This window comes from Pseudomonas chlororaphis subsp. aurantiaca (assembly GCF_013466605.1).
Classification (GTDB): Bacteria; Pseudomonadota; Gammaproteobacteria; order Pseudomonadales; family Pseudomonadaceae; genus Aquipseudomonas; species Aquipseudomonas chlororaphis_I.
In genome coordinates, this window is the sequence record NZ_CP059162.1 from 412549 (window position 1) to 430382 (window position 17834).

The 17834-nt window shown below is 63.3% G+C and carries 20 protein-coding genes; 11 read left to right on the forward strand and 9 right to left on the reverse strand.

The genetic code is table 11. The features are described 5' to 3' along the window. Positions 1–16 precede the first annotated feature (16 nt). Positions 17–427, reverse strand: a complete 411-nt coding sequence (locus tag H0I86_RS01825) for an acetyl-CoA sensor PanZ family protein (protein ID WP_180923717.1) — start codon at positions 425–427, stop codon at positions 17–19. Between the two features lie 401 nt (positions 428–828). On the opposite strand from H0I86_RS01825, the gene H0I86_RS01830 reads away from it, so the two are divergent. The 7 genes from H0I86_RS01830 to H0I86_RS01860 all read left to right on the forward strand — a co-directional run bounded on the left by H0I86_RS01830 (position 829) and on the right by H0I86_RS01860 (position 6564). After that, positions 829–2490, forward strand: a complete 1662-nt coding sequence (locus tag H0I86_RS01830; RefSeq protein ID WP_180923719.1) for an OFA family MFS transporter — start codon at positions 829–831, stop codon at positions 2488–2490. Positions 2491–2691: 201 nt separating this feature from the next. Then, entirely contained in the window at positions 2692–3285 is a 594-nt protein-coding gene (gene hisB, locus H0I86_RS01835; RefSeq protein WP_007921806.1) for an imidazoleglycerol-phosphate dehydratase HisB, read from the forward strand. After that, complete coding sequence (gene hisH / locus H0I86_RS01840) at positions 3285–3923, forward strand: imidazole glycerol phosphate synthase subunit HisH (protein WP_009046523.1); 639 nt, start codon at positions 3285–3287, stop codon at positions 3921–3923. The genes hisB and hisH overlap by 1 nt, the downstream gene beginning before the upstream one ends. Continuing rightward, positions 3924–4184, forward strand: a complete 261-nt coding sequence (locus tag H0I86_RS01845) for a DUF2164 domain-containing protein (RefSeq protein WP_180923720.1) — start codon at positions 3924–3926, stop codon at positions 4182–4184. A 43-nt stretch (positions 4185–4227) separates the two neighbouring features. Beyond that, complete coding sequence (gene hisA / locus H0I86_RS01850) at positions 4228–4965, forward strand: 1-(5-phosphoribosyl)-5-[(5-phosphoribosylamino)methylideneamino]imidazole-4-carboxamide isomerase (protein WP_180923722.1); 738 nt, start codon at positions 4228–4230, stop codon at positions 4963–4965. Positions 4966–4974: 9 nt separating this feature from the next. Next, on the forward strand, positions 4975–5745 hold the full coding sequence (gene hisF, locus H0I86_RS01855) for an imidazole glycerol phosphate synthase subunit HisF (protein WP_180923724.1): 771 nt from the start codon (positions 4975–4977) through the stop codon (positions 5743–5745). A 63-nt stretch (positions 5746–5808) separates the two neighbouring features. Then, complete coding sequence (locus H0I86_RS01860) at positions 5809–6564, forward strand: substrate-binding periplasmic protein (protein ID WP_180923725.1); 756 nt, start codon at positions 5809–5811, stop codon at positions 6562–6564. Between the two features lie 136 nt (positions 6565–6700). Here the strand turns inward: H0I86_RS01860 and H0I86_RS01865 are convergent, their stop codons facing one another. From H0I86_RS01865 to gpmI, 4 genes are all read right to left on the reverse strand, one after another. Further along, positions 6701–7459, reverse strand: a complete 759-nt coding sequence (locus H0I86_RS01865) for a divergent polysaccharide deacetylase family protein (RefSeq protein ID WP_180923726.1) — start codon at positions 7457–7459, stop codon at positions 6701–6703. 164 nt (positions 7460–7623) lie between these two features. Next, a complete protein-coding gene (locus tag H0I86_RS01870) occupies positions 7624–8934 on the reverse strand; it encodes a S41 family peptidase (RefSeq protein WP_180923728.1) in 1311 nt (436 codons plus the stop codon). A 31-nt stretch (positions 8935–8965) separates the two neighbouring features. After that, entirely contained in the window at positions 8966–10252 is a 1287-nt protein-coding gene (locus H0I86_RS01875; RefSeq protein ID WP_180923729.1) for a murein hydrolase activator EnvC family protein, read from the reverse strand. 136 nt (positions 10253–10388) lie between these two features. Continuing rightward, positions 10389–11918: a 2,3-bisphosphoglycerate-independent phosphoglycerate mutase gene (gene gpmI / locus H0I86_RS01880; protein WP_096372832.1), complete on the reverse strand. Its 1530-nt coding sequence runs from the start codon at positions 11916–11918 to the stop codon at positions 10389–10391. A 151-nt stretch (positions 11919–12069) separates the two neighbouring features. On the opposite strand from gpmI, the gene H0I86_RS01885 reads away from it, so the two are divergent. The 3 genes from H0I86_RS01885 to secB are packed head-to-tail and all read left to right on the forward strand — an operon-like array spanning position 12070 to position 13278. Continuing rightward, complete coding sequence (locus H0I86_RS01885) at positions 12070–12483, forward strand: rhodanese-like domain-containing protein (RefSeq protein WP_009046532.1); 414 nt, start codon at positions 12070–12072, stop codon at positions 12481–12483. A 1-nt stretch (position 12484) separates the two neighbouring features. Continuing rightward, on the forward strand, positions 12485–12739 hold the full coding sequence (gene grxC / locus H0I86_RS01890; protein ID WP_007930824.1) for a glutaredoxin 3: 255 nt from the start codon (positions 12485–12487) through the stop codon (positions 12737–12739). A gap of 56 nt (positions 12740–12795) precedes the next feature. Beyond that, positions 12796–13278 (forward strand): protein-export chaperone SecB, encoded by a 483-nt coding sequence (gene secB, locus H0I86_RS01895; RefSeq protein ID WP_009046533.1) that lies wholly within the window; start codon positions 12796–12798, stop codon positions 13276–13278. A 133-nt stretch (positions 13279–13411) separates the two neighbouring features. Here the strand turns inward: secB and trmL are convergent, their stop codons facing one another. Next, positions 13412–13867, reverse strand: a complete 456-nt coding sequence (gene trmL / locus H0I86_RS01900) for a tRNA (uridine(34)/cytosine(34)/5-carboxymethylaminomethyluridine(34)-2'-O)-methyltransferase TrmL (protein ID WP_007930832.1) — start codon at positions 13865–13867, stop codon at positions 13412–13414. Here trmL and H0I86_RS01905 point away from each other — a divergent pair. After that, a complete protein-coding gene (locus H0I86_RS01905; RefSeq protein ID WP_180923731.1) occupies positions 13866–14306 on the forward strand; it encodes a hypothetical protein in 441 nt (146 codons plus the stop codon). The two genes, trmL and H0I86_RS01905, sit on opposite strands and share 2 nt — an antisense overlap. Before the next feature lie 425 nt (positions 14307–14731). Here the strand turns inward: H0I86_RS01905 and H0I86_RS01910 are convergent, their stop codons facing one another. The 3 genes from H0I86_RS01910 to glnL all read right to left on the reverse strand — a co-directional run bounded on the left by H0I86_RS01910 (position 14732) and on the right by glnL (position 17609). Beyond that, positions 14732–14911 (reverse strand): hypothetical protein, encoded by a 180-nt coding sequence (locus H0I86_RS01910; RefSeq protein ID WP_180923733.1) that lies wholly within the window; start codon positions 14909–14911, stop codon positions 14732–14734. A gap of 179 nt (positions 14912–15090) precedes the next feature. Beyond that, positions 15091–16527 carry a nitrogen regulation protein NR(I) gene (gene ntrC, locus H0I86_RS01915; RefSeq protein ID WP_180923734.1) on the reverse strand — a complete coding sequence of 479 codons (1437 nt, stop codon included), beginning with the start codon at positions 16525–16527 and terminating at the stop codon, positions 15091–15093. Continuing rightward, on the reverse strand, positions 16524–17609 hold the full coding sequence (glnL, locus tag H0I86_RS01920; RefSeq protein ID WP_180923736.1) for a nitrogen regulation protein NR(II): 1086 nt from the start codon (positions 17607–17609) through the stop codon (positions 16524–16526). Before glnL ends, ntrC begins: the two co-directional genes overlap by 4 nt. Positions 17610–17834 lie beyond the last annotated feature (225 nt).

Below are 17834 nucleotides of genomic sequence, written 5' to 3' on the forward strand. Positions count from 1 at the left end.
CGGGCCTGGCCACTGGTCACTGATCGCTTTGGAGCACATCCAGCGGTATCTGCAGCTTGGCCGCCAGCGCCTGGGCTTCGAGGTGCCCGGCGGGTGCCAGCAGGTGCAAGGTGGCGTCATGCCGGGCGGCCATTTTCTGTGCTTCGCTCACCAGTCGCTCGGCCACGCCGCGACGCCGGGTGATCTTGCGCACGCACAGCTGGGACAGGTGCCATACGCCTTGGTGTCGTTGCAGGCGGGCGGCGCCCAGCAGGCGGTCGTTGAAGCGTCCGGCGATCAGGCTGCCGTCGCCCAGGGCGGTCTCGATCAGCTCCTGGTCATCGCGCTGCGGCGCGAACAGCCAGGGCGGGGCATCGCGGTAGATCTTCTGCAGGTCCTGCTGATCCTGATAGCTGGCTTCTTTCAGCGACTCGACAACGATGGGCATGGGGAATCCTGTGCAGAGCGAAGGAACGGTTGGCCATTATCGACAGCAGCGCACGGGCTGGCGAGGGGCAGGCATCGTCGGCGGGGTCGCGCAGGCTTCTGTAGGAGCGAGGCTTGCCCGCGAAGCGTTCTGCCTGACACGCCGCATAATGCCCATCGCCGGCAAGCCTGGCTCCTACAAAAACGTTATTGCCGTCTTGCGGAGCAGATGAGGCGGAAAAGATGATGGCAGTTTGCTTTTTCTGTCACGAGCAAATGGTAATCTCTCGCAGTTCATCTGCCCTTCTGCGACCAAAAGTCGCACTCTATGGAGCTTCACTCGATAAAACGGCCACGTCTGCGTGCAAAGGTCGTGGGTGGAGAGTGGCCGGCGAATAATTCCAATAATTGGGGGAAACACTCATGAGCACTAGCACCGAGGCGGGCGTCATTTCCGCCCAGCCGGCGTTCTTGTCCAAAGAACGCATCATCGCCAAGCCCGGTTTCAACCGTTGGCTGGTTCCACCGGCCGCTCTGGCCATCCACCTGTGCATCGGCATGGCCTACGGCTTCTCGGTGTTCTGGTTGCCGCTGTCCAAGGCCCTGGGCATTACCGCTCCGGTGGCCTGTGCCCCGGACATGAGCTTTATCGCTCAGGTCTTTTCGTCCCAGTGTGACTGGCCGATCTCGATGCTCGGCTGGATCTACACCCTGTTCTTCATCTTCCTCGGCTGCTCCGCGGCGGTCTGGGGCGGCTGGCTGGAACACGCCGGCCCGCGCAAGGCCGGTGTGGTGTCGGCGCTGTGCTGGTGCGGCGGCCTGCTGATTTCGGCGTTGGGTATCTATACCCACCAGATCTGGCTGATGTGGCTCGGCTCCGGCGTGATCGGCGGTATCGGCCTGGGCCTGGGCTATATCTCGCCGGTGTCGACCCTGATCAAGTGGTTCCCGGACAAGCGCGGCATGGCCACCGGCATGGCGATCATGGGCTTCGGCGGTGGCGCGATGGTCGGTGCGCCGCTGGCGGCGGCACTGATGAGCCACTTCGCTTCGCCAACCGGCGTCGGCGTCTGGCAGAGCTTCCTGGTGATGGCGGCGATCTACTTCGTGTTCATGATCGGTGGCGCGCTGTCGTACCGCGTGCCGCCGACCGGCTGGAAGCCCGAGGGCTGGACCCCGCCGGCGAAAAAAGCCGCGAACGCAATGATCACCCACCGTCACGTACACGTGAACGTGGCCTGGAAAACCCCGCAGTTCCGCCTGGTATGGCTGGTGCTGTGCCTGAACGTTTCCGCCGGTATCGGCATCCTCGGCATGGCTTCGCCGCTGTTGCAGGAAGTCTTCGCCGGCAAACTGCTGGGCAACGAACTGGCCTTCGGTCAGCTGGATGTCTCTCAGCTGGCGTCGATCGCGGCGATCGCCGCCGGCTTCACCGGCCTGCTGAGCCTGTTCAATATCGGTGGTCGTTTCTTCTGGGCATCGTTTTCCGACTACCTGGGACGCAAGAACACCTACTTCGTGTTCTTCGCCCTGGGCTTTGCCCTGTACGCACTGATCCCGAACCTCGGGCACCTGGGCAACGTCGCGCTGTTCGTGGCGGCGTTCTGCATCATCCTGTCGATGTACGGCGGCGGTTTCGCCACGGTTCCGGCCTACCTGGCGGACTTGTTCGGCACCCAGATGGTGGGCGCGATCCACGGTCGCTTGCTGACCGCCTGGGCGGCGGCGGGCGTGCTCGGTCCGGTACTGGTGAACTACCTGCGTGAGTATCAGTTGAGCATCGGCGTCGAGCGCGCCGCGGCCTACGACATCACCCTGTACATCCTCGCCGGCCTGCTGGTGCTGGGTTTCCTGTGCAACCTGCTGGTGCGTCCGGTGGCCGACAAGTACTTCATGACCGACGCCGAACTGGCCGCCGAACAGGCGCTGGGCCACGACAAGGGCGCGGACAGCAGCACCGTGCTGGAGTGGAAAGCCTCGTCCGGCAGCGTGCCGCTGGCGGTCGCCGCCTGGCTGGTGGTGGGCATTCCGCTGGCGTGGGGCGTGTGGGTCACCCTGCAGAAGACCGCGGTGTTGTTCCACTAAGGCTTCGCTGGCAAGCCAGCTCCTACAGGCCCGTGTAGGAGCCGGCTTGCCGGCGAAGGGCGTACGACAGTTGTCATGACAGGTACAACCCCGGCTTTATTGGGTTGCGCCCGTCAGGATCTTGTCCTGCGTGTTCCTGTTTAGCCGCCGTCCGGCCTATAATGATCGCCTTTTTCGCCCAATGATTTTGCGGAGCTGGTGATGGCCGAACGTAAGGCGTCCGTCGAGCGCGACACTCTGGAAACCCAGATCAAAGCCTCGATCAACCTGGATGGCACCGGAAAGGCCCGATTCGATATCGGGGTTCCCTTCCTTGAGCACATGCTGGACCAGATCGCCCGTCACGGGCTGATCGACCTGGATATCGAAAGCAAAGGCGACTTGCATATCGACGACCACCACACCGTGGAAGACGTCGGTATCACCCTGGGTCAGGCCTTCACCAAAGCCATCGGCGACAAGAAGGGCATCCGTCGCTACGGCCACGCCTACGTGCCGCTCGATGAAGCGCTGTCGCGCGTGGTGATCGACTTCTCCGGCCGCCCCGGCCTGCAGATGCATGTGCCTTACACCCGCGCCACCGTGGGCGGCTTCGATGTCGACCTGTTCCAGGAATTCTTCCAGGGCTTCGTCAACCACGCCAACGTCACCTTGCACATCGACAACCTGCGCGGGCACAACACCCACCACCAGATCGAAACCGTGTTCAAGGCTTTCGGCCGCGCGCTGCGCATGGCCGTGGAGCTGGATGACCGCATGGCCGGGCAGATGCCTTCGACCAAGGGCGTGCTGTAATGCAGACGGTCGCGGTTATCGATTACGGCATGGGCAACCTGCACTCGGTGGCCAAGGCCCTCGAGCACGTCGGCGCCGGCAAGGTGCTGATCACCAGCGATGCCAATGTGATTCGCGAAGCCGACCGGGTGGTATTCCCCGGCGTCGGCGCGATTCGCGACTGCATGGCGGAGATCCGTCGCCTGGGCTTCGATGCGCTGGTGCGTGAAGTCAGCCAGGACCGCCCGTTCCTCGGCATCTGCGTGGGCATGCAAGCCTTGCTCGACCACAGCGAAGAGAACGACGGCGTCGACTGCATCGGCCTGTTCCCCGGCCAGGTGAAGTTCTTCGGCAAGGACCTGCATGAAGACGGCGAACACCTGAAAGTCCCGCACATGGGCTGGAACGAGGTGAAACAGGCGGTGAGCCACCCGCTGTGGCACAACATCCCGGACCTGGCGCGCTTCTACTTCGTGCACAGCTACTACATCGCCGCCGGTAACGCGCGGCAGGTGGTCGGTAGCGGTCACTACGGCGTCGATTTCGCCGCGGCGCTGGCCGAAGGTTCGCGTTTCGCCGTGCAGTTCCACCCGGAGAAAAGCCATACCCATGGCCTGCAATTGCTGCAGAACTTCGCGGCATGGGACGGTCGCTGGTAAATGGCGGTCAAGAAGACCAAGGCGCCGATCCTGACCCTCACCCCCGAGCAGGAGGGTGAGGCCAATCACAAGATCCAGCGCTTCATGGAAGATCGTTTCGAACTCGACCTGGGCTCGTTCGAGGCGGCCGAGATTCTTGAACTGTTTACCCGCGAAATTGCTCCGCACTATTACAACAGGGCGATTTTCGATGTGCAGGCCCAGCTCAAAGAGCGGTTCGAAAGCATCGAAAGCGACCTGTGGGCGCTCGAGAAAAACTGATTTCCGAGTGAAGCTGAACAATCGAATTTGAAGGTTTTGCCAGATGCTGATTATCCCCGCTATCGATCTCAAGGACGGTGCCTGTGTACGTCTGCGCCAGGGCCGCATGGAAGATTCCACGGTGTTCTCCGATGACCCGGTGAGCATGGCTGCCAAGTGGGTGGAGGGCGGCTGCCGCCGTCTGCATCTGGTCGACCTGAACGGCGCCTTCGAAGGCCAGCCGGTCAACGGCGAAGTGGTCACCGCCATCGCCAAGCGCTACCCGAACCTGCCGATCCAGATCGGTGGCGGCATCCGCTCGCTGGAAACCATCGAACACTACGTCAAGGCTGGCGTGAGCTACGTGATCATCGGCACCAAGGCGGTGAAAGAGCCGGAGTTCGTCGCCGAAGCCTGCCGCGCCTTCCCGGGCAAGGTGATCGTCGGCCTTGACGCCAAGGACGGCTTCGTCGCTACCGACGGCTGGGCCGAGGTCAGCAGTGTGCAGGTCATCGACCTGGCCAAGCGTTTCGAAGCCGACGGCGTGTCCGCCATCGTTTATACCGACATCGCCAAAGACGGCATGATGCAGGGCTGCAACGTACCCTTCACCGCTGCCCTGGCCGCCGCCACCAAGATCCCGGTGATCGCTTCCGGCGGTATCCACAACCTGGGCGACATCAAGGCCCTGCTGGATGCCAAGGCTCCGGGGATCATCGGCGCTATCACCGGCCGGGCGATCTACGAAGGCACCCTCGACGTCGCCGAGGCGCAAGCCTTCTGCAACTCGTACCAAGGCTGAGGACTCACCATGGCGCTGGCTAAACGCATCATCCCTTGCCTGGACGTGGACAACGGCCGGGTGGTCAAGGGCGTCAAGTTCGAGAACATCCGTGACGCCGGCGACCCGGTGGAAATCGCCCGTCGCTACGACGAGCAGGGCGCGGACGAGATTACCTTTCTCGACATCACCGCCAGCGTCGATGGTCGCGACACCACGCTGCATACCGTCGAGCGCATGGCCAGCCAGGTGTTCATCCCGCTGACCGTGGGCGGTGGCGTGCGCACCGTGCAGGACATCCGCAACCTGCTCAACGCTGGTGCGGACAAGGTTTCGATCAACACCGCGGCAGTGTTCAACCCCGAGTTCGTCGGTGAAGCGGCGCAGCATTTCGGCTCGCAGTGCATCGTCGTCGCCATCGATGCGAAGAAGGTTTCCGGGTCGGGCGAAACCCCGCGCTGGGAGATCTTCACCCACGGCGGGCGCAAGCCTACCGGGCTGGACGCGGTGGAGTGGGCGAAGAAGATGGAAGGCTTGGGTGCCGGCGAGATCCTGCTGACCAGCATGGATCAGGACGGCATGAAGAACGGCTTCGACCTGGGTGTGACCCGTGCCATCAGCGATGCCCTGGGCATTCCGGTGATCGCCTCGGGCGGTGTCGGCAACCTGCAGCACCTGGCCGACGGCATCCTCGAAGGCCACGCCAGCGCGGTGCTGGCGGCGAGCATCTTCCACTTCGGCGAGTACACCGTGCCCGAGGCCAAGGCCTACATGGCGCACCGCGGCATCGTCGTACGGTAGCCACTGGACAGCATGGCGGGCTCGCGGCACTCTTGAGCACGCCATGGATTCCGGTAGCCCGTCATGTTCAAACATCTTCTTCTTGTCCTTGCCAGTGCTTCGGTTCTCTTCACCACAAACGCTCGTGCAGCGCAAACACCGGACACCTCCCTGGTGCTGCTGACGGAAAACTTCCCCCCCTACAACATGGCCAGGAACGGCAAGAACTTCGCCCAGGGCGAAAATATCAACGGCATCGCCGTGGATATCGTCCGCGAAATGTTCAAGCGCGCCGGGATCAACTACAGCCTGACCCTGCGCTTTCCCTGGGAGCGCATCTACAATCTCGCCCTGGAGCAGCCGGGGTATGGCGTGTTTGTCATGGCGCGGCTGCCGGACCGGGAACAGCTGTTCAAGTGGGTCGGTCCCATCGGCCCGGACGACTGGATCATGCTGGCCCGGGACGATAGCAAGATCGCCCTGCAATCCCTGGAACAGGCGCGCAAATACCGGATCGGCGCCTACAAGGGCGACGCCATCGCCGAGACCCTGGCCAAGCAAGGGCTCAAGCCGCAGGTAGTGCTGAAGGACCAGGACAACGCCAGGAAGCTGGTGGGCGGCCAGATCGACCTATGGGCCACCGGCGACCCCGCCGGGCGTTATCTGGCCAGGCAGGAAGGCGTGACCGGGCTCAAGACCGTGCTGCGCTTCCACAGCACCCAGCTGTACCTGGCGCTGAACAAAGAAGTACCGGACGAGACCGTCGCCCGGCTGCAGGCCGCGCTGGACCAACTGCGCGAGGAAGGCGTGGTGGAAGAGATCATGGGGCGCTACCTCTGACCACCTCCTGTAGCCGCTGCCACGGGCTGCAATCGACGGCGAAGCCGTCGCAGAGATGTCTCGCGTGACCTAAGAGCATGCGGCCACTACGTGACCGATCGCAGCCTGCGGCAGCGGCTACAGGGGCGGCGAGGCCTCAGCGGTAAACCCCATCCTTGCCATGCCCGGACATAGCCCTGTTGCTGCGCACGCTGATCATCGACTCGATATCGATCCAGTCGATGCCCTGGGCCTTGAGCCTGGGCAGTTCGCGTTCGAGCACGGCCAGGGTCTGCGGGTAGGGATGGCCGATCATCACCGCCGAACCCTGCTTGCGCGCCAGGTTGATCGCGGTCTGCAGCTGATGGCTGATGGCCTCTTCGCTGCGTTCGTCGTCGAGGAACACATCGCGGGACACGCTGGCCAGGCCGATCTTCTGCGCCTCGGCGGCAGCCACGGTCTTGGCGCTGGTACGGCTGTCGACAAAGAACTTGTGGCGGCGCTGCAACTGGGCCATCAGCCAGGCCATGGCCTGGGGCCGGGAGGTCATGCGGCTGCCCATGTGGTTGTTGATGCCGCTGGTGTAGGGCACGGCCTTGAAGGCGGCATTGAGGCGTCTTTCCAGCTCTTCGATGGGCAGCTCGGGGTGCCAGGCAAAGGGGCCGGTGGCCGGGTCCATGGGCATGTGCAGGATGACGATCTTGCCGGCGCGATGGGCTTCGCGGGCGAACTCGGTGGCGTGGGGCGTGTCCGGCATGATTGCCGTGGTCACCGGGCCGGGCAGGGCGAGTACGCGACGGTCGCGGGGCAGGTTCTGCCCGAGGTCGTCGATGATCAGGCTCAGGTAGGCCTTGCGCGCAGCGGGCTCGGCGGCCTGGGTCGAGGTGAAGGCAAGGAGGCACAGAAGCCCGATCATGAGCCTCCACGACAACCGTGGGTGGGGTTGGCGTTGGTGGGTCATGGGGATTTGAAGCATTAGGGTTCGGGTAAAGCCTTGGCGGGGTGTGGCGGTCGTCACGCCATCGCGAGCAAGCTTCGCTCCTGCAGAAGAGGCGGCGGGCTTGCTCGCGATGGGTTCCATCACTTGCTGCGGGTGATGCTCAGGCCCTTGAGCAGGCTGAGGGCCTGGGCCAGCTGGTAGTCGTCGTCCTGCGGCATCGGCTTGGGCTTGCTGCCGGAAGCGGTCGGCTTGTCGGCGCCGCCATTGCCATTGCCCAGGTGACCTTGCAGGTCGGCTTCCTTGAAGTACTCGTTATCCTGCGCTTCGCTGGTGATCTTGGCGCGGCGCACCTCGATGTCCGGCACGATGCCCTGGGCCTGGATCGAGCGGCCGTTCGGGGTGAAGTACAGCGCGGTGGTGATCTTCAGCGCGCGGTCGTTGTTCAGCGGCAGCACGGTTTGCACCGAGCCCTTGCCGAAGCTGGTGGTGCCCATCAGCACCGCGCGTTTCTGGTCCTGCAGGGCGCCGGCGACGATCTCCGAAGCCGAGGCGCTGCCACCGTTGATCAGCACCACCATCGGTACCGCTTCGCTCTCGTCCTTGCCAGTGGCGGAGAAGCGCAGCTCGGAGTTGGCGATGCGGCCCTTGGTGTAGACGATCAGGCCCTTGGTGATGAAGTGGTCGACCACTTCCACCGCCGATTGCAGCACGCCGCCCGGGTTGTTGCGCAGGTCGAGGATGATGCCGTTGAGCTTCTTGCCGTTGTCCTTGCGCAGCTTGGCCAGGGCCTTGGAGACTTCCTCGCCGGTCTTGACCTGGAACTGGGTGATGCGGATATAGCCGTAGCCCGACTCCAGCAGCTGGCTCTTCACGCTCTTCACTTGGATGGTGGCGCGGGCCAGGGTCACGTCGAACGGCGCGCCGCCGTCGCGGACCAGGGTCAGGGTGATCTTCTGGCCGATCTTGCCGCGCATCTTGTCCACGGCTTCGGTCATGCTCTGGCCGCGGGTCGGCTGGCCGTTGATCTTGACGATCAGGTCGCCGGCCTGGATGCCGGCCTTGGACGCCGGGGTGTCGTCGATTGGCGACACCACCTTGATGATGCCGTCCTCGGCGCCGACTTCGATGCCCAGGCCGCCGAACTCGCCACTGGTGCTTTCCTGCAGCTCGGCGAAGTCTTCAGGGCCCAGGTAGGCCGAATGCGGGTCGAGGTTGCTGAGCATGCCCTTGATGGCGTTTTCCAGCAGGGTCTTGTCGTCGACGGGTTCGACATAGGCGGCCTTGATCCGGTCCATGACCTCGGCGAAGGTGCGCAGCTCTTCGAGCGGCAATGGCGCCTTGGTGGTCGTGGCGGCTGTCGATTGAGCGGTTTCGGCGGCAAACGCCAGGGGCGCACCGATCACCAGAGCGATCGTCAGGGCCAGCGAGGTGAGGCGGGACAAATGCAGCATGTCGAACGAACTCCTGAATGAGGTGGCGCGCTTATCCTTGCGCGCGGCACCATTGTGCCGGGTCGCTTGGGCGACCCTGCTGGCGAATAGCGAAGTACAGTGCAGGCGCGCCCTGGCCGCCACTGCTACCCACAGTGGAGATGGACTCGCCGGCCTTGACGACATCGCCCGCTTCTTTAAGCAGCGTCTGGTTGTGTCCGTAGAGGCTCAAGTAGCCGTTGCCATGGTCGAGGATCACCAGCAGGCCGGCGCCGCGCAACCAGTCGGCGAACACCACGCGGCCGCCGTGGACGGCATGCACCTGGCTGCCGGCCGAGGCGCTGATCATCACCCCGTCCCACTTGGTCCGGGCATCGTCGCCGCGGCTTTCGCCGAAGCGCGCCAGCAGTCGACCATCAACCGGCCATGGAAGTTTTCCCCGGGATGAAGCAAAAGGGCCTCTATAGGAGGCGCCTGCGCTGGAAACCAAGGGGCCGGGCGCCGCTCGGGGTGGCTTGCGCGGGCTGTCGTCGGCATCGGCCTGGGCCTCACGCAAACGCTTTTTTTCGGCTTCCTGCTGGGCGATCAGCGCTTTCTGTCGCGCTTGCTCTGCCTCGCGGGCCTGGCGGGCCAGGGTTTCCTCGATGGTTTTCAGCACCTTGCCCAGATCGGCCTGGTCCTGTTCGCGGGCCTTGAGCTTGTCGCCACGGGTCTTCACGTCGTCATTGAGCTTGGCCAGGGCCACCTGGCGCTCCTTGCGGACCTTGTCGAGCTCTTCACGCTGGGTGTCGAGGCTGCTTTTCTGCACCAGCAGCTGGGCTTGCTGCAGGGAGATTTCCTTTTCGACATTGGCCAGCTGGCGCAGGGTCTCGTTGAAATTCTTCAGCTGCTCCAGGCGGGCCTGGCTCAGGTAGTCGTAATAGGTCAGGGTGCGGGCGAATTTTTCCGGGTTTTGCTGGTTGAGCAGCAGCTTGAGGTACTCCTGACGGCCGTTCTGGTAGGCCGCGCGGGCCTGGATGGCGATCAGTCGTTGCTGTTCAATGCGCGCGCTCTGGAGTTTTTTTTTCTCCTCATCGAGACGCTGCAGCTCGGATTCGCTTTTCTTCAGCTCTTTCTGCAGGGCATCGACCTGCTTTTCCAGCTTGCCCATCTCGGTTTCGGTGCCGCGCAGGTCTTTCTGCACGCCGGACTTTTCTTCCTGCAGCTTGCCCAGCAGCTTTTTCAGCTCGGCAATGTCCTGACGCGTGGCGTCCAACTGCTGTTGGGTTTGCGCGCGCTCGTCGGCGAAGGCCGGTTGGAGCAGGCAGATCAGAGCTAGGGTAATCAGGGCGCGAAGCATAGAGGCGGGCGACACCAGGGAAAGGGACGGCCTAGTATGCCCGCCCCTCGCTGCAAAAAAAACGCCTCAAAGCCAACTGCTTTGAGGCGTTCGTCATAAAAAGCCGTTTCCGGCCCATTATTCGGACTTTTTGATATCAGACCAGTATCGAAGTGCCAGTCATTTCCGCAGGCTGCGGCAGGCCCAGCAACTTGAGCATGGTCGGCGCTACGTCAGCCAGGACTCCGCCTTCGCGGACTTTCAGGTTGCGCTTGCCAACATAGATGAACGGTACCGGCTCGCTGGTGTGGGCGGTGTGGGCCTGGCCGGTGGCGGCGTCGGACATCTGCTCGACGTTGCCGTGGTCGGCAGTGATCAGGGCTTCGCCGCCGACCTTTTCCAGGGCGTCGACGATCCGGCCGACGCACAGGTCCAGGCATTCAACGGCCTTGACCGCTGCGTCGAACACGCCGCTGTGGCCGACCATGTCGCCGTTGGCGTAGTTGACCACGATCACGTCGTAGCGCTGGTTTTCGATGGCGTCGACGATCCGGTCGGTGACTTCCGGCGCGCTCATTTCCGGCTGCAGGTCGTAGGTGGCGACTTTCGGCGACGGGATCAGGATGCGTTCTTCGCCCGGAAACGGCTCTTCGCGGCCGCCGGAGAAGAAAAAGGTCACGTGGGCATATTTCTCGGTTTCGGCGATGCGCAGCTGGGTCTTGCCGTTTTTCGCCAGGTAATCGCCCAGCACGTTTTCCAGGCTGCCCGGGGCAAAGGCCGAAGGGGCCGGAATGCTTGCCGCGTATTGGGTCAGCATGACGAAACCGGCCAGTTTCGGCTGGCGGGCGCGGGCGAATTCCTTGAAATCGTCTTCGACGAACACCCGGCTCAGCTCGCGGGCGCGGTCGGCGCGGAAGTTCATGAATACCACGGCGTCGCCGTCTTCGACTTTCACCGGCTCGCCGAGGGTGGTGGCCTTGACGAATTCGTCGCTCTCGCCACGCTCGTAGGCGGCCTGCAGGCCTTCCTGGGCGGTGGCGGCGTTGAATTCGCCTTTGCCGTCGACGATCAGGTTGTAGGCCTGGGCCACGCGGTCCCAGCGGTTGTCGCGGTCCATGGCGAAGTAACGGCCGATCAGGCTGGCGATACGGCCCTTGCCCAGGGTCTTGAAGGTTTCATCCAGCAGTTCGATCGACGAGGTGGCGCTTTTCGGCGGGGTATCGCGGCCATCGAGGAAGGCGTGCAGGTAGATCTTCTCGGCGCCACGCTTGAAGGCCAGTTCGGCCATCGCCACCAGATGGTCCTGGTGGCTGTGCACGCCACCATCGGACAGCAGGCCGAGGATGTGCACGGCCTTGTCGGCGGCCACGGCTTTATCCACGGCGGCGCAGATAGTCGGGTTTTCGAAGAACTCGCCATCGCGGATGGCTTTGGTGACACGGGTGAAATCCTGGTACACCACGCGGCCGGCGCCGAGGTTCATGTGGCCGACTTCGGAGTTGCCCATCTGGCCGTCCGGCAGGCCGACATCCATGCCCGAACCCGAGATCAGGCCGTTCGGCACGCTGGCGCACAGGCGGTCGAGGACCGGCTTCTTGGCTGCATAGATAGCGTTGGATTCGTGGCTCTCGCTGTGACCGAAGCCATCCAGAATCATCAGGACCAAAGGTTTAGGCGTGGTAGTCATAGATTCCACTCGTGGCTGGATTGGGAGAATGTTGGAAAAAGGGAGTGGCAGTTTAAAGCCAAGTTCCATCGGCGTCACCGCCGGGCGGGGTTTGGCCGACCCGGAGGGCTGTGTATACTGGCCGACATTTTAACGCCCTGGAACCTCCTTGATGGTTGCTCACCTGATTCAATTCGCCACTGAACACTACTTGCTCGTCGGCGCCTTCGTCATCTTGCTGGCTCTGTTGATCGCTCACGAGTTGAGCCGCGGTGGCCGCAGCCTCAGCACCCGTGAACTGACCGCGCTGGTCAACAGCGAGCAGGGCGTGGTGATCGATATCCGTCCGTCCAAGGACTTCGCCGCGGGCCATATCGTCGGCGCGTTGAACATCCCTCAAGACAAACTGGCCGCCCGCGTGGGCGAGCTGGAAAAGCACAAGGCCAAGACCATCATTCTGGTCGACGCCCTGGGTCAGCACGCCGGCACCCACGCTCGCGAGCTGATGAAGTCCGGCTTCACCGCCGCCAAGCTGTCCGGCGGCGTTGGCAGCTGGAAAGCCGACAACCTGCCGCTGGTGAAGTGATATGGCTGCCGTCGTCGTCTATTCCAGCGATTACTGCCCCTACTGCTCGCGGGCCAAGTACCTGCTCGAGAACAAAGGCGTAGCCTTCGAAGAGATCAAGGTCGACGGCAAGCCGCAGGTTCGCGCCGAAATGGCCCAGAAGGCCGGGCGCACGTCCGTGCCGCAGATCTGGATCGGCAGCACCCATGTGGGCGGTTGTGACGATTTGTTCGCCCTGGAGCGCGCCGGCAAGCTCGACGCGCTGCTCGCGGCCTGACTGACCACCCAAGATCAGCAAACCCTACATGACCCCGAGATCAAGAAGGATCTGAGATGACTGACCAACAGAACACCGCTGCGACCGAAGACGAATCTGCACCGCAATTCTCGCTGCAGCGTATCTATGTGCGTGACCTGTCTTTCGAAGCTCCGAAAAGCCCGGCGATCTTCCGCCAGCAGTGGGAGCCGAGCGTCGGCCTGGACCTGAACACCCGCCAGAAGGCGCTGGAAGAAGGTTTCCACGAAGTCGTGCTGACCCTGTCGGTCACCGTGAAGAACGGTGAAGAAGTCGCGTTCATCGCCGAAGTGCAACAGGCCGGTATCTTCCTGATCAAGAACCTGGACGACGCTTCGATGAGCCACACCCTGGGCGCGTTCTGCCCGAACATCCTGTTCCCGTACGCTCGCGAAGCGCTGGACAGCCTGGTGACCCGCGGTTCGTTCCCGGCCCTGATGCTGGCTCCGGTGAACTTCGATGCGCTGTACGCGCAAGAGCTGCAACGCCTGCAGGCAGCCGGTGAAGGCACTGTTCAGTAAGCTGCTGGGTTCATGAAAAAAGCGCCGTTTCAGGCGCTTTTTTCATGTTCGGGCCCAAGGTTTAGAAACTGATGTCGATACCGGCGCTGAACCTGTAGCCGCTGCCGCAGGGATTGGCACGGAGGTGGGTGGCTTATTTGAACCCCAGCTGGCGCCAGGCTTCGTAGACGGCGACCGCCACGGTGTTGGACAGGTTCAGGCTGCGGCAGCCTTCGCGCATGGGTAGGCGCAGGCGTTGTTCGGCGGGCAAGGCGTCCAGCACTTCGGCGGGCAGGCCGCGGCTTTCCGGGCCGAACAGGAAGGCATCGCCCTCGGCGAAGCTGGCGTCGTGGAACGGCCGCGAGCCCTTGGTGGTGAAGGCGAACAGGCGCGGATGGCCTAGGCTTTCAAGACAGCTGGCGAGGTCGGCATGGCGCTGCAGGGTGGCATATTCGTGGTAGTCGAGTCCGGCCCGGCGCAGGCGCTTGTCGTCCATTTCGAAACCCAGTGGCTCGATCAAATGCAGGTGGCAGCCGCTATTGGCGCACAGCCTGATTACGTTGCCGGTATTCGGCGGAATTTCTGGTTGAAAAAGGATGACGTGAAACATGCACGGCTCCGAAGAAAAAGACAGGCCGCATTCTACGCCTGAAGCGGACGTCAGGCCGAAGCTAATGCTGCGGGTGTTCGGCTCGCTGGCAATCTTTGGCGTGATGGTGGGGCTGATGATCGGTCGCCTGACGACCCCGGACCCCACCGAGCTGCAGGAAGTGCAGGTCCAGCCCAATGCCCTGGTGGTGTGGTTCAACAACGAGCCCAAGGTTCATGGCGAGCACATCGACGGGGCCGTGGCGCTGTTGTTCGAGGCCGAGGGGCGGGCGCAGAAGGGCCAGTTGAAGATCAACGACAAGGATGCCAACTGGCGGGTGCGGGCGGCTGAGGAAGGGTTGCTGCTGAACGTGGTCGCCGCGCGGGCGCTGCGCGGCGAGTGGTCGGGCAGCGAGGTCGACGGGCGCTGGCGCCTGGAGCTCCAGCTGCGCGAGGAATAAAAGAGGGGATTCCCGGCCTGCCTGTACCAAGGTCCCCAAAAGCGTGAGGGCGGGGCGCTGATCGCGCCGGGCCCGGTGTAAAGAGGGGAAGCCCCGGCCTGCCTGTACCAAGGTTCCCAAAAGCGTGAGGGCCGCGCTGATTGCGCTGGGCCCGGTGTAAAGAGGGAATCCCCGGCCTGCCTGTACCAAGGTTCCCGAAACGGGTGGGCTCGTCGCTGTGAGCGTGATGAGCCCGGGTGTTAAAGAGGGAATCCCTGGCCTGCCTGTACCAGGGTTCCCCAAACCGGCTGGAACCCGTCGCTGCGAGCGGTATGGGTTCCGGGTGTAAAGAAGGGGAGTCTCGGCCTGCCTGTACCAAGGTCCCCAAAACGGGTGAGTGACTGCACTCGTGATCTTGTCTTTGCAGGGGGCGTGCCAATTCTGGCTTAAACGGTTAAGCAATTTTTCAGGAACAGCTGAAAGCCCCGGTTTTCGGGGCTTTCATCGTTTTTTGGATTTGTTCTGGCGAGAAATATCCAGGCCAAGCGCGATGAAATTCCTTGCCCGGCCACGCATTCCGGCAGTGCAGGCTCACCATTGCGGTGCACAAAAAACATCGCGGGCAAGCCCCGCTCCCACGACCGCATCTGTAGGAGCGAGGCTTGCCCGCGATTGGATCTGTCATTCGGCACAGCATGAATGTCTTGCGCCGTAGCCGCTGCCGAAGGCTGCGATCGCGACCCAAGGGCGCGCAGGATCAAGATCGCTGAAGGTCTTCGGCAGCGGCTACAGGGGATTACGCGGCTCAGCCCTCGTCGCTGTCGTCGTCATCCCCGCCGTCGACCTTCATTCCCAACTCCTTGATCTTGCGCGTCAGGGTGTTGCGGCCCCAGCCCAGCAGCACGGCGGCGTCGCGGCGGCGGCCGGCGGTGTGCTTGAGGGCGGTCTCGATCATGATCCGCTCGAAGCTCGGCACCGCGCTGTCCAGCAGGCTCGACTGCCCGCGTGCCAGGGCCTGGTCGGCCCACTGGCGCAGGGCCTGTTCCCAGTTGGTCACCGGCGCCGAATCCTGCGGCAGGCTCAGCAGTTCCGGCGGCAGGTCGCTGATATGCACCTCGCGACCCGAAGCCATCACGGTGATCCAGCGGCAGGTGTTCTCCAGCTGGCGCACGTTGCCGGGCCACGGCAGGTTCTTCAGGTATTCCTCGGTCTCGCTTTTCAGCAGCTTGGGCTCGACGGCCAGCTCCTGGGCGGCGCGGCTGAGGAAGTGCTTGGCCAGGGTCGGGATGTCTTCGCGACGGTCCGACAGGCGCGGGATATGGATGCGGATCACGTTCAGGCGGTGGAACAGGTCCTCGCGGAACTTGCCGGCGTGCACCAGGGTTTCCAGGTTCTGGTGGGTCGCGGCGATGATGCGCACGTCGACCTTGACCGGCGTATGCCCGCCGACCCGGTAGAACTCGCCGTCGGCCAGCACCCGCAGCAGGCGGGTCTGGGTGTCGGCCGGCATGTCGCCGATCTCGTCGAGGAACAGGGTGCCGCCATCGGCCTGCTCGAAGCGCCCGCGCCGCAGGTTGGCGGCGCCGGTGAAGGCGCCTTTTTCATGTCCGAACAGCTCGGACTCCATCAGGTCCTTGGGGATCGCCGCCATGTTCAGGGGGATGAACGGCGAAGCCGCCCGCGGGCTGTGACGGTGCAGGGCATGGGCCACTAGCTCTTTACCGGTACCGGACTCGCCGTTGATCAGCACAGTGATGTTGGAGTGGCTGAGGCGACCGATGGCGCGGAACACCTCCTGCATTGCCGGCGCTTCGCCGATGATTTCCGGAGTACGGGCCAGCGCGGGGATCACTTCCAGGCCTTGCTGCTCCTGGGCGTGCTGGTTGGCGCGCTTGACCAGGGACACCGCTTCGTCGACATCGAACGGCTTGGGCAGGTACTCGAAGGCGCCGCCCTGATAGGAAGCGACAGCGCTGTCCAGGTCGGAGTGCGCGGTCATGATGATCACCGGCAGGCGCGGGTGCTGCTCGCGGATCCGCGCCAGCAGGTCCAGGCCACTGGCGCCGGGCATGCGGATGTCGGAGATGATCACATCCGGTTGCTGGCGGGCCAGGCGGCTCATCACACCATCGGCGCTATCGAAGCTCTGGGTGGTCATGCCTTCCTGTTGCAAGGCTTTCTCCAGAACCCAACGGATAGAACGGTCGTCATCGACGATCCACACGGTTTCACTACGGCTCATGTCGATGGGGCTCCTTGTTCCAGTGGCAGAAAGATCGAGAACGTGGTGTGGCCGGGATGGCTGTCACACTCGATCAGGCCCTGGTGCTGGCTGATGATGTTCTGGGTAATGGCCAGGCCCAACCCGGTACCGTCCGGACGGCCGCTGACCATGGGGAAGAAGATGGTTTCCTGAAGTTCCGCGGGAATCCCCGGGCCGTTGTCGATGATCTCGATCTTGGTCACCAGGCGGTGGCGCACGTGGCCGATGGTGAACTGGCGCATGGTGCGGGTACGCAGGCAGATACGGCCCAGGCGCAGCTCGTTCTGGCTGCTGATGGCCTGCATCGCGTTGCGCACGATGTTGAGCACCGCCTGGATCATCTGTTCGCGGTCGATCCATACATCGGGAATGCTCGGGTCGTAGTCGCGCACCAGGGTGATGCAGCCCTGGCTTTCGGCTTCCACCAGGCTGCTCACGCGCTCCAGCACTTCGTGCACGTTGCACATGGCCAGCGACGGCAGCTTGTTGGAGCCGAGCATGCGGTCCACCAGGTTACGCAGGCGGTCGGCCTCTTCGATGATGACGTTGGTGTAGTCCTTGAGGTTCTCGTCCGGCAGTTCGCGAGCCAGCAACTGGGCGGCGCCGCGAATCCCGCCGAGGGGGTTCTTGATCTCGTGGGCCAGGCCGCGCACCAGCATCTTGCTGGTTTCCTGCTTGGACAGCTGGGCCTCTTCCTTGGTGATCCGCAGCAAGCGGTCGCGGGGATGGACTTCGAGCAACAGCAAGGTGTCGCCATTGCTCAGGATCGGCGTCACGGCGTAGTCGACGGTCAGGGTCTGGCCGGTCAGCGCGGTGAGCATGGCTTCGCGCTTGGTGAACGGGTGCGCCTGTTGCACCGCCTGGCGCAGGGAGCTCAGGGCTTCGGCCGATTCGGTGAACAGTTCGCTGATGAATTGCCCATGGCTGCGCTGGCCGCTGATGGCCAGCAACATCTCCGCCGCCGGGTTCATGTACTCAAGGCGCAGGTCGGCGTTGAGCAGGATGGTCGCGGTGGTCAGGTTGTCGAGTAGCAAGCGGTGCAGTTGATCGCTGATGGTCATGGGTAAATGTTGACCTCTTTTGAAACAAGGCAATCCCGGGCCGGCCCAGGATTGCGCGCGCGAATAAGGCGCTGGTATCGAGAAAATGCAAAAACCAAACCAAGGCTCCGAAAAGAAGCGCTCGAGCCCTGAAACAGACGTTTAAAGTTCTCTTTCGCAGCGTTTTGCCGGCTGCGCTGGGTACTTTCGAACCAAAATGGGCCGCATATAGGTCGGGGTGCAGTT